Here is a 10,092-nt window from a genome sequence, read left to right on the forward strand (position 1 = left end):
CGCGGCTGACTCCTTCAGCGTGACGTGGACCCGAGGCGCGCATCCCCGCTCTTGGGTCCGACGCTACCCGTCCGCCACGGTCTGTCATACCCAGCGCAACCCGGCCGCGACTAATTGTTTCTCAACCGAGACGGTGTGCACCAGCGAGCACGAACGGTGCGTAAGGAAGTGGCGGGGGGTGTGAACGTGCTTAGCATCCGTGAATGTGTGTGAACCTGCACCGCGCGGCTTGGGAGACAGACATGTGTTCTCCCGGCCCGTCTGAGTTCGGCGGAATATCACGGTTCGGTCCGCATCGCCGGAGCCCGGCGGAGTCCGGTAGCGAAAGCGGCGCGCGCCAAGAGGCGGAATGCTTCTCGGTGTTGGCCGGCCAGACCAGACCAGACCTGGTGCGCGGATTCATCGGCGAAAGGCTGCTCGACCGGGCACGGAACCGCGATGAGCGGCGGCGCGGTAGTGGAATGGGCGCGCAGTCGCCGATGTTGGCACACTGATAGGCAGTGATGCCGCGCGACGCGTGACTGCACGGCCACCACTGGTGAGCGACACTGGAACTGCCGGATCGCGCGTGCTTGGCCACGACAAACCGGTGTCGCGGGTATGGTGCGGCGACGCGCCGCATCCATGAGCGCACCGTGTTTTGCCTGTGCAGTGCGGGCGGACGAGCGGCGTCAGACGACAGATGGGACGGAACCGACCGTGAGCGAGCCACTCTACGAGCTGGATCAGGCGGGGCTGGCGGCGCTGACCGAGGTGCGCTCCGGTTCCGGCGGCGGCGGTGATCTCGTCCTGCTTTACCACTACGAGGGCTTCATGGACGCCGGTCACGCCGCCGAGCAGGTCATGGACCACGTGCTGAGCGAGCGTTTCCAGCTGCCGACGGTCGGCGACGAGGACGACGGCAACCCGGTGGTGGCCCGCTTCGACGCGGACCGGCTGGTGGACTACCGCGCGCAGCGGCCGACGATGACCTTCGACAGCGACCACTGGGCCGACTACGAGGAGCCGCGGCTGGACGTGCGGCTGGCCCGGGATGCGATCGGCACGCCGTTCCTGGTGATGTACGGCCCCGAGCCGGACACCGAGTGGGAGCGGTTCACGGCCGGGATGGTCGAGGTGGTGGAGAAGCTCGGCGTGACGCTCTCGGTCAACTTCCACGGCATCCCGTTCGCGGTGCCGCACACCCGCCCGACGACCCTGATCCCGCACGGCAGCAGGCCGGACCTGCTGGCGGGGTACACGCCGTGGTTCGATCGCGCGCAGGTGCCGGGCTCGGCGATGGCGCTGGTCGAATACCGGCTGAGCGAGCGCGGGCTCGCCGTGCTCGGGCTGACGGCGCAGGTCCCGCACTACATCTCGCGCTCGCCGTATCCGGCGTCGGCGGTGCGGATCCTGGAGGCGATCACTGCGGCGACCGGCTTGGTGATGCCGGTGCAGGAACTGCACGCGGAGGCGCAGCGGGTCGAGGCCGAGATCGAGGAGCAGGTGGCCCAGGGCGACGAGGATCTGCGTTCGATGATCCGCGGCCTCGAAGTGCAGTACGACACCGTGGCCGGGCCGACGCCGCGCACCAACCTGCTGGCCGACCAGGCCGCGCGGATCCCGTCCGCGGAGGAGCTGGCGCGGCAGTTCGAGCAGTTCCTCGCCGAGCAGGACCGTGACTCAGACCGCTGAGAACGTGCCGAGAGGGAGCGGAGGGTGCGGATGGGACGCGGATAGAGCGCAGACAGGGCGCGGGCGCGCCCGGCCAGAAGCGGATGGTTCCGGGCGTTTCCGATGAAAAGCGGAAAAGCACTGGTCGTCGTGATGATGTTCACTTAGTGTTCGTCGCATGGATGACCAGGACCGGGACTGGCACGCGTGGCACGACCGTTACGACGAGCCAGGCTCGTTGTTATCTCGGCGGCTGGCCGTGGTGCAGGACCGGATCACGCGGTTCCTGGACACCGCGCCGCCGGGTGACATCAAGGCTCTGTCGATATGCGCGGGCCAGGGGCGCGACCTGCTCGGCGCGCTGGAAGAGCACCCGCGCCGCGCGGATGTGACCGCGCTGCTGGTCGAACTCGATCCGCGCAACACATCCGCCGCGCGCGCACGCGCCAAGGAACTCGGGCTGCGCCGGATCCAGGTGGTCACCGGCGACGCGGCGGAGACCGACCACTACCTCTCGCACGCCCCGGCTGACCTCGTGCTGGCCTGCGGCGTGTTCGGCAACGTCACGGCCGAGGACATCCAGCGCACCATCGCGCACTGCGAGGCGCTGTGCCGACCCGGCGGCGCGACGATCTGGACCCGGCACCGGCGCGAACCCGACCTCGTGCCGCAGATCTGCGACTGGTTCGCGGAGAGCGGCTTCACGCGGGAGTACATCACCGAACCCGGCGACTTCTGCGTCGGCGTGCACCGGCGCACCGGCCAGCCGCGCCGTTTGGTGCCCGGCGCGACCATGTTCACGTTCCTCGGGCACCTGACCATGGTGGAGCGGGGCTGCGGGTGACGCGGCGCGCGGCGGCCAACGCGGCTAGGCTGGCAAGCCGTGAGCGATGAGCGCATTGCCGTGCTGGTCCCTGGCGTCGGCTACACCGCGCAAGGCCCGCTTTTGGCCTATGCGCGCCTGGCTGCGCAGCGCCGCGACGCCCAGGTGCGGGTGATCAACTGGTCGCCGCCACACCTACAGGACGTAGCTGAACAGGTCGCGTGGGTGCGCGCCCAAGTGCTCGACGCCCTCGGCGCTGACCAGGCCTTGCTCATCGGCAAATCGCTCGGATCGCTGGCGGCTGGCCTGGCGGCCGAGCGAGGACTACCCGCGATCTGGTTGACTCCGCTGCTTCATCGCCCTGAGGTGGTGGAGGCGATCGCCGCAGCCGAGCACGCGCCGCTACTGGTCGGCGGCGGCGCGGATCGTACATGGGACGCCGCGGCGGCCCGGCGGCTTTCGCCACATGTGCTGGAGATCCCGGACGCAGATCACGCGCTTCACGTCCCGGGACCGGTCGCGCGCACGGCCGCGGTCGCCGGGCAGGTGGCGGATGCGGTCGAAGACTTCCTCGATCGCAATGTGTGGCCGTGACGGAAACCCGCCACACCGGTAACAAGATACGCAGGGGGTGTGCGGAGGGAGGGCGGTGGGGGCGGGAGTGCAGGAGTGCGGGTCAAGATCCGGGCGAGGTGCGTTAAGGCGGAGGCGTTGCTGCGCGGAGTGTGGCTGGGTGTGGGGGGCTGCGTGTGGGGGGCGGGTAGAGGGTAGAGGGCAGCGTTGGGGGTCGGGTGAGTTGGTGAGCCAGTGAGCGGGCGGGCGGCGTGGAGGGTGTGGTGGGCGGGCGGGTCAGGGGGCGGCTACGAAGGTCTGGCGTTGCGAGCCTAGGCCGGTGATGCCGAGTTCGACGACGTCGCCGGGGCTGAGATAGTCCTCGGGACGGCCGGTGGCCAGGGCTACGCCGCCGGGGGTGCCGGTGTTGATCAGGTCGCCGGGTTCCAGGACCATGAACCGGCTCAGGTAGCGGACGATCTCGCCGACGCCGAAGATCAGGTTCTTGGTGTTCGAGCTCTGTCTGCGGTGGCCGTTGACGTCCAGCCAGACGTCCAGCGCGCCGGGGTCGGGGACCTCGTCGGCGGTGACGAGGTACGGGCCGGCCGGGTTGAAGGTCTCGCAGCTCTTGCCCTTGTCCCACTGGCCGCCGCGCTCCAGCTGGTATTCGCGCTCCGAGACATCGTTGCAGACGAGGTAGCCGGCGATGACGGCTTGGGCTTCCTGTGCGGTTTCCAGGTAGCGGGCCGTGCGGCCGATCAGGATGCCGAGTTCGACCTCGTAGTCGGTCTTCGTCGAGCCTCGTGGGATGTGTACGTCGTCGTTCGGGCCCACGAGCGTGTTGGGGGCCTTCATGAAGACGATCGGTTCGGTGGGGATCGCGGCGCCGGTCTCGGCGGCGTGGTCGGCGTAGTTGAGGCCGATGCAGACGATCTTGCTGGGGCGCGGGATGGGGGCGCCGATGCGCACGTTCGGGGGCAGCGGGGTTGCTTTTCCTGCTGCGGTTCGGTTCGGGAGGGCTTCGCGCAGTCGGTCGATGCCGCCGCCGGCCAGGAAGTCGGGGGTGAAGTCGGCGGTCAGGTCGCAGACGTCGACGGCCAGGCCGCCGTCCAGCATCACGTGGGGCCGCTCGCGACCCGGGTCGCCTACGCGCATGAGCTTCATGCGGGGACTCTACGACAGCACACGACAGCGTGCGGTCATCGGACCATTCTTTCAGTCGCGATAGGTCATATATCGGGATGGATCGGTTGTGCTCTGAGACCGGTACTGGACAACGTCGAAACTCTGGGCGTATACATCGGATGACTGCTGCTGGACGACCGGTCTCCGTGCGCGGGGATCGCCGAAGGGGTAACGCCGCATGGCCCGCGCCACCCACATCACCTCGCTCGACTGCCTTGACCTGCGCTTCCCGACCTCTGTGACGCTTGACGGCTCGGACGCGATGAATCCGGACCCTGACTACTCCGCCGCGTACGTGACACTGCGCACCGACGCGCCGGACGGCGCCGAGGGGCACGGGTTCTGTTTCACGATAGGCCGGGGCAACGACGTGGTGGCCGTGGCCATCGCGGCGCTGCGCCCCTTCGTGGTCGGCCGCCCGCTCGACGAGGTGCTCGACCACCTCGGCCGGTTCAGCGCGGAGCTGGTCGGCGACAGCCAGCTGCGCTGGCTCGGCCCGGAGAAGGGCGTGATGCACATGGCGATCGGCGCCGTGCTCAACGCCGCCTGGGACCTGGCCGCCAAGCGCGCCGGCAAGCCGGTGTGGAAGCTGCTGAGCGACCTGACACCGAAACAGCTGGTTGATTTGATCGACTTCCGTTACCTGGTGGACGCGCTCTCGCCCGAGGAGGCGCTGGATCTGCTGACCGCCTCCGAGCCGAAGCGGGCGTGGCGCGAGGGCGTGCTGCTGCGCGAGGGGTACCCGGCGTACGCCACCTCGCCGGGCTGGCTCGGCTACGACGACGCGAAGGTGACGCGGCTGGCCCGCGAGGCGGTCGCGGAGGGATTTACGCAGATCAAGCTGAAGGTCGGCGCGTCGTTGCAGGACGACGTGCGGCGGTTCCGGGCCGCGCGCGAGGCCGTGGGGCCGCACGTGCGGATCGCCGTCGACGCGAACCAGCGATGGAACGTGGACGAGGCGATCGACTGGATGGGCGCGCTGGCCGAGTTCGACCCCTACTGGATCGAGGAGCCCACCAGCCCGGACGACGTATTGGGCCACGCGGCGATCCGGCGCGGAGTCGCGCCGGTGAAGGTTGCCACCGGTGAGCACGTGCAGAACCGCGTCGTGTTCAAGCAACTGTTGCAGGCCGGTGCGGTGGACGTCGTGCAGATCGACGCTGCACGGGTCGGCGGGGTCAACGAGAACGTGGCGATCCTGCTGCTCGCGGCGAAGTTCGGCGTGCCGGTGTGCCCGCACGCCGGCGGGGTAGGGCTCTGCGAACTGGTACAGCACCTGGCGATGTTCGACTTCGTGGCGGTCACCGGCCGGATGGACGACCGGGTGATCGAGTACGTCGATCATCTGCACGAGCACTTCGTCGATCCGGTGCGGGTCGTGGGCGGCCGGTACCGGACGCCGACGCGCCCCGGCTTCGGGGCGGAGATCCTGCCTGCCAGCCGGGCCAGATACGCGTACCCGGACGGTCCGGTGTGGCGTGCGCGCGAGGAGGCGGTCTAGATGGGCGGGGGCTACGCGGACTTCGACGGCCTCGCCGCCGTGGTGACCGGCGGGGCGTCCGGGATCGGCGCGGCGACTGCGGCGCTGCTCGCGGCGCGGGGCGCGCGGGTCGCGGTGCTCGACCAGGCCGTCGAGGCGGAGGCTGGGGGCGACGGTGGCGGAGCGGAACCGCGGCTGGCGTTGAGCGCGGACGTGACGGACGACGCGTCGGTGCGCGCGGCGATCGAGACGGCCGCGGAAGCGTTCGGCGGGATCGACGTGCTGGTCAACAACGCGGGTATCGGCGCGATCGGGACAGTCGAGGACAACGACGACGACGAGTGGCGCCGGGTGTTCGACGTCAACGTGCTGGGGATGGTGCGCGTCGCGCGTGCGGCGCTGCCGTATCTACGGCGGTCCAAGCATGCTGCGATCGTCAATACGTGTTCCATCGCGGCGACGGCGGGCTTACCGCAGCGTGCGCTGTATTCGGCGACGAAGGGCGCGGTACTGTCTCTCACGCTCGCTATGGCTGCCGACCATGTGCGTGAGGGGATCAGGGTCAATTGCGTCAATCCGGGCACTGCGGACACACCGTGGGTGGGGCGCCTGCTGAACCAGTCGGCCGACCCGGCGCACGAACGCGCGGCCCTTGAGGCACGCCAGCCGCTCGGCCGCCTGGTCTCCGCCGACGAGGTCGCGCACGCCATCGCCTACCTGGCCAGCCCGTCGTCGGGCGCGACTACGGGCGCCGCGCTCGCGGTGGACGGCGGGATGGCCGGGCTCCGGGTGCGCCCGCCGGGTGAAGCGACGCACTGAGCGCGAAGCGCGTGGACGGTGGAACGTGCTCAGAGAACATGTCACGAGTGAAGGCGCCGTGAGTTCGATGAGTACCGATATTGCTCCGATCTCCGTTCCGCAACTCGTTGCGGTGCGCTGCCTCGCGAGGAAATCGAACACGGGTCGAAGCGCCTCATCAGACGCATTGTCCAGAGCCGGACTGAAGTTCGTATCGCTTTCATCTCGATCGTTGACTGTCGAATTCATCCGACCTATGTTGCAGTCCGGGTCGGCCGTACCCAACCGGTCGCCCGCACGTCGCCCACACGGGGTTCCATCCTTTCTCAGCGCCGAGACTCCAGGAGAGACCGTTGCACCGTCACCGTCCCGCGCCGCGCGGATCGCGGCCCACCCTCCGGCTCGCAGCGGTCGCGGCGGCCCTGTCCCTCGCCGCCGCCGGCTGCGGATCGCACACCACGAATTCACCGGGCTCGTCGAGCGGCACCGGACCGATCAAGATCGGCGTGGCGCTCACATACAACAACACTGCCTTCTGGGCCGCTTACCTCAACTATGAGACCCAGTACGCGCAGCAGGACCACGTGCAGCTGATCGGCCCGCTGCTCGCCCAGGCGGACGCCGCGTTGCAGAACCAGCAGATCGAGGAACTGGTCAACCAGGGCGCGCAGGCGATCATCGTGAACCCGGAGACCGCGACCAGCCTCGGCCCGGCGATCAGCTACGCCAACGCGCACCACGTGCAGCTCGTCTCGGTGGACACGATCGTCGGCGTCGGCAAGGTGTACATGGTCGTGCGCGCGTCCAACACGCTCTACGGCCAGGACGCCTGCGCGTACATCACCAGCAAGGTCCAGTCGGGCTACGTCCTGGACCTGGAGGGCGACCTCGCCTCGTCCAACGGCGGCGACCGCTCGACCGCGTTCGAGACCTGCGTCGCGCAGAACGCGCCCGGGGTCAAGCTGCTGAAGGAGCCGACCAACTGGACCGAGGCGACCGCGGTCAGCGACGCACAGAACGCGGCCAACGCGTACGGCGCGCAGCTCAAGGCGATCTACGCGCAGTGGAGCAGCCCGGACACCGGCGTCATCCCGCTGTTGCAGTCCAAGGGGTACGGCAAGGTCGGCGACCCCAATCACGTCATCCTGATCAGCGACGACGGAGTGCCGTTCGAGATGTGTGACATCCAGAAGGGCGTGCTGGACGCGGCGCAGTCGCAGCCTGCGAACCTTTACGCACAGTACGCGCTGCAATACGCGATCGACGCGGCCAAGGGCGTCACGCACAAGGCCGGCGACCCGGGTGGCGGCGCGCCGACGCTGGAGAACGTCACCTACAACGGCGACACCAACCTCGCCGACCCGATCGTCGCTCCGTTCGTCACCGCGACTCAGCAGACGTTCACGGTCAACCAGCCGGTGGACGGCCTGCCCGGATCGCTGACGAGCACTCCCGTGACGGATCAGACATTGTGGGGCAACGTATACGGCACGGCGCATGGCGGCGTGTGCGCGAGCTCTTGAGCCCGCTGATTCAGCGGACGGAATGGAGCGGATCATGACTGCGGTCGAGGCGGTGGGCGTCCACAAGAGTTTCGGGCCGACCCGCGCGCTGCGCGGCATCGACCTGGCCCTGGAACCCGGCCGCTGCCTCGGCCTGGTCGGGCGCAACGGGGCCGGGAAGTCCACCCTGGTCTCGATACTCAGCGGGCTGCTTCAGGCGGACGCGGGCGAGGTGCGGTTCGGCGGCGAACCGGCCCCGCCCGCGGGCGCCGTGCACGCCTGGCGCGAGCGGATCGCGACCGTGCACCAGCATTCGATGGTGGTGCCGGACCTGACCGTGGCCGAGAACGTGTTCCTCGGCCGGTTGCCGGGGCGCGGCGGCGTGCCGGGCTGGCGCCCGGTCTCCTGGCGCACGGTGAAGGCCGAGGCGCGGCGCACGCTGGCCGACTGGGGCCTGGACATCGACGCGGGCGCGCCGTGCCGCGGGCTGACCATCGAGCAGCGCCAGCTCGTGGAGATCGCGCGGGCCGTCGCCTCAGGGACCCGGTGCCTGCTACTCGACGAGCCGACCGCGGCGCTGGAGCACGACGCGGTGGCCCGGCTGTTCGACCGGGTCAGGCAGCTGACCGCGTCAGGCGTCGCCGTGCTCTACATCTCGCACCACTTGGAGGAGGTGTTCGAGATCTGCGACGACGTGGCGGTGCTGCGCGACGGGGACCTCGTGCTCTCCTCCCCCGCCGCCGAGCTGAGCCGGGAACGGCTGGTCGCGGCGATGGTCGGGCCGGTGCCGACGCGCGAGATCGACGAGCGACTCTCCCGGCTCGACCTTTCCGGTGCCGGTGCGCAGCAGGCCGCCGAGCGGCTGCTCGAAGTACAGGATCTGACCGCGGGCTCGGCGCACGGCGGCCTGCGCGGCGTCTCGCTGCGGGTCGCGGCGGGCGAACAGGTCGGCGTCGTCGGGCTGGTCAGCTCGGGAGTGATCACCCTCGGGCGGATCGTGGCCGGAGCGGACCGCGCGGACGACGGCACGGTCACGCTGGCCGGGCGCAGGCTGCCGAACGGCAAGCGCGACGCCGCGCTGCGTGCCGGAGTCGGCTACATACCGGAGGACCGGCGCACCGAGGGCTTCGTCGGTCCGCTGTCGATCGCGGAGAACGTGACGATGACGGTCACCGACCGACTCGCGCGCGCCGGGCGCGGCGTGCTCGTCCCACGGGCACTCGAACGCGCGGCGGCGCCGCTGGCCGGAGCGCTCAGCGTCGCGGCCGCGTCGCTCAAGCAGCCGGTGGCCGAGTTGTCCGGCGGCAACCAGCAGAAGGTGACCGTGGCGCGGGCGCTGATCCGCGACCCGAAGCTGGTTGTGGCGATCACCCCGACCCGGGGCGTGGACGTGGCTTCCAAAGAACTACTGCTCGGGGCGCTGCGCGCGGCGGCCGAGCGGGGCGCGGGCGTGTTGCTGGCCACCGACGACCTCGACGACATCGAGCACTGTGACCGCGTGGTGGTGCTGGTACGCGGACGGGTCGTCGCGCAGTTCCACCGCTCGCAGCGGGACGGACGGCCGTTCGACCGCGAGGCGCTGATCGCCGCGACCGAGGGCTTGGGCGTCGACGCCGCGGGCGCAGAAGGTTCGAGCGTCGGCGGTTCGAGTGCTGATGGTTCGAGTGCTGATGGTTCGAGCGTTGATGAATCGGATGCCAGCGGATCAGACGACGCGGACTCGGACACGGCCGGACATATGCAGGAAGCGGATCGGAAGGACGGCCTAGGGTGAGCGAAATCCAGGACCGTGAGAAGACGCGGCACGGGACCGGCACGCCGACGACGGCGCAGGCGCCCGCCGCTCCCAGCGGGCTGCTCGGCCGGATCAGCGCTCGCACGGCGCAGCGCAGCCCGGCCGCCGTCTCGTGGATCCGGCAGGCCGCGCTGCTGCCGGTGCTCATCGTGATCCTGATCGTGGGCGCGAGCCAGAGCGCGGCGTTCTTCACCGTGGGCAACCTGGTGTCGGGCGTCGGGCAGCAGGTCTCCGCCCTCGGCGTGACCGTGGTCGGCGAGAGCCTGATCCTGCTGATCGGCGGGATGGACCTGTCGCTGGAGGC

At 69.9% G+C, this 10,092-nt stretch carries 8 protein-coding genes and 1 pseudogene; 8 read left to right on the forward strand and 1 reads right to left on the reverse strand.

What is annotated here, in order from left to right; genetic code table 11:
* Positions 1-699 precede the first annotated feature (699 nt).
* The 3 genes from VGS97_RS16950 to VGS97_RS16960 all read left to right on the forward strand — a co-directional run bounded on the left by VGS97_RS16950 (position 700) and on the right by VGS97_RS16960 (position 3,070).
* Complete coding sequence (locus VGS97_RS16950) at positions 700-1,674, forward strand: PAC2 family protein (RefSeq protein ID WP_326854521.1); 975 nt, start codon at positions 700-702, stop codon at positions 1,672-1,674.
* Between the two features lie 157 nt (positions 1,675-1,831).
* Positions 1,832-2,497 carry a class I SAM-dependent methyltransferase gene (locus VGS97_RS16955; RefSeq protein WP_326854522.1) on the forward strand — a complete coding sequence of 222 codons (666 nt, stop codon included), beginning with the start codon at positions 1,832-1,834 and terminating at the stop codon, positions 2,495-2,497.
* A 39-nt stretch (positions 2,498-2,536) separates the two neighbouring features.
* Positions 2,537-3,070, forward strand: coding sequence for an alpha/beta hydrolase (locus VGS97_RS16960; protein ID WP_326854524.1), 534 nt, complete (start codon positions 2,537-2,539; stop codon positions 3,068-3,070).
* A gap of 255 nt (positions 3,071-3,325) precedes the next feature.
* On the opposite strand, the gene VGS97_RS16965 is transcribed toward VGS97_RS16960, so the two are convergent.
* Positions 3,326-4,192, reverse strand: a complete 867-nt coding sequence (locus VGS97_RS16965) for a fumarylacetoacetate hydrolase family protein (protein ID WP_326854526.1) — start codon at positions 4,190-4,192, stop codon at positions 3,326-3,328.
* 199 nt (positions 4,193-4,391) lie between these two features.
* Between VGS97_RS16965 and VGS97_RS16970 the strand changes: the two genes are divergently transcribed.
* The 5 genes and pseudogenes from VGS97_RS16970 to VGS97_RS16990 form a co-directional block, all read left to right on the forward strand.
* Positions 4,392-5,714: an enolase C-terminal domain-like protein gene (locus tag VGS97_RS16970; protein ID WP_326854527.1), complete on the forward strand. Its 1,323-nt coding sequence runs from the start codon at positions 4,392-4,394 to the stop codon at positions 5,712-5,714.
* Positions 5,715-6,512, forward strand: coding sequence for an SDR family NAD(P)-dependent oxidoreductase (locus VGS97_RS16975; protein WP_326854528.1), 798 nt, complete (start codon positions 5,715-5,717; stop codon positions 6,510-6,512).
* Between the two features lie 332 nt (positions 6,513-6,844).
* Positions 6,845-8,014 (forward strand): sugar ABC transporter substrate-binding protein, encoded by a 1,170-nt coding sequence (locus VGS97_RS16980; RefSeq protein ID WP_326854529.1) that lies wholly within the window; start codon positions 6,845-6,847, stop codon positions 8,012-8,014.
* 34 nt (positions 8,015-8,048) lie between these two features.
* Positions 8,049-9,767 (forward strand): sugar ABC transporter ATP-binding protein, encoded by a 1,719-nt coding sequence (locus VGS97_RS16985; protein ID WP_326854530.1) that lies wholly within the window; start codon positions 8,049-8,051, stop codon positions 9,765-9,767.
* Positions 9,764-10,092, forward strand: a pseudogene (locus VGS97_RS16990) (hypothetical protein); the annotation flags it as partial. The gene VGS97_RS16985 and the pseudogene VGS97_RS16990, both read left to right, overlap by 4 nt.

Source organism: Actinocrinis sp., from assembly GCF_035946395.1.
Lineage (GTDB): Bacteria > Actinomycetota > Actinomycetes > Streptomycetales > Catenulisporaceae > Actinocrinis.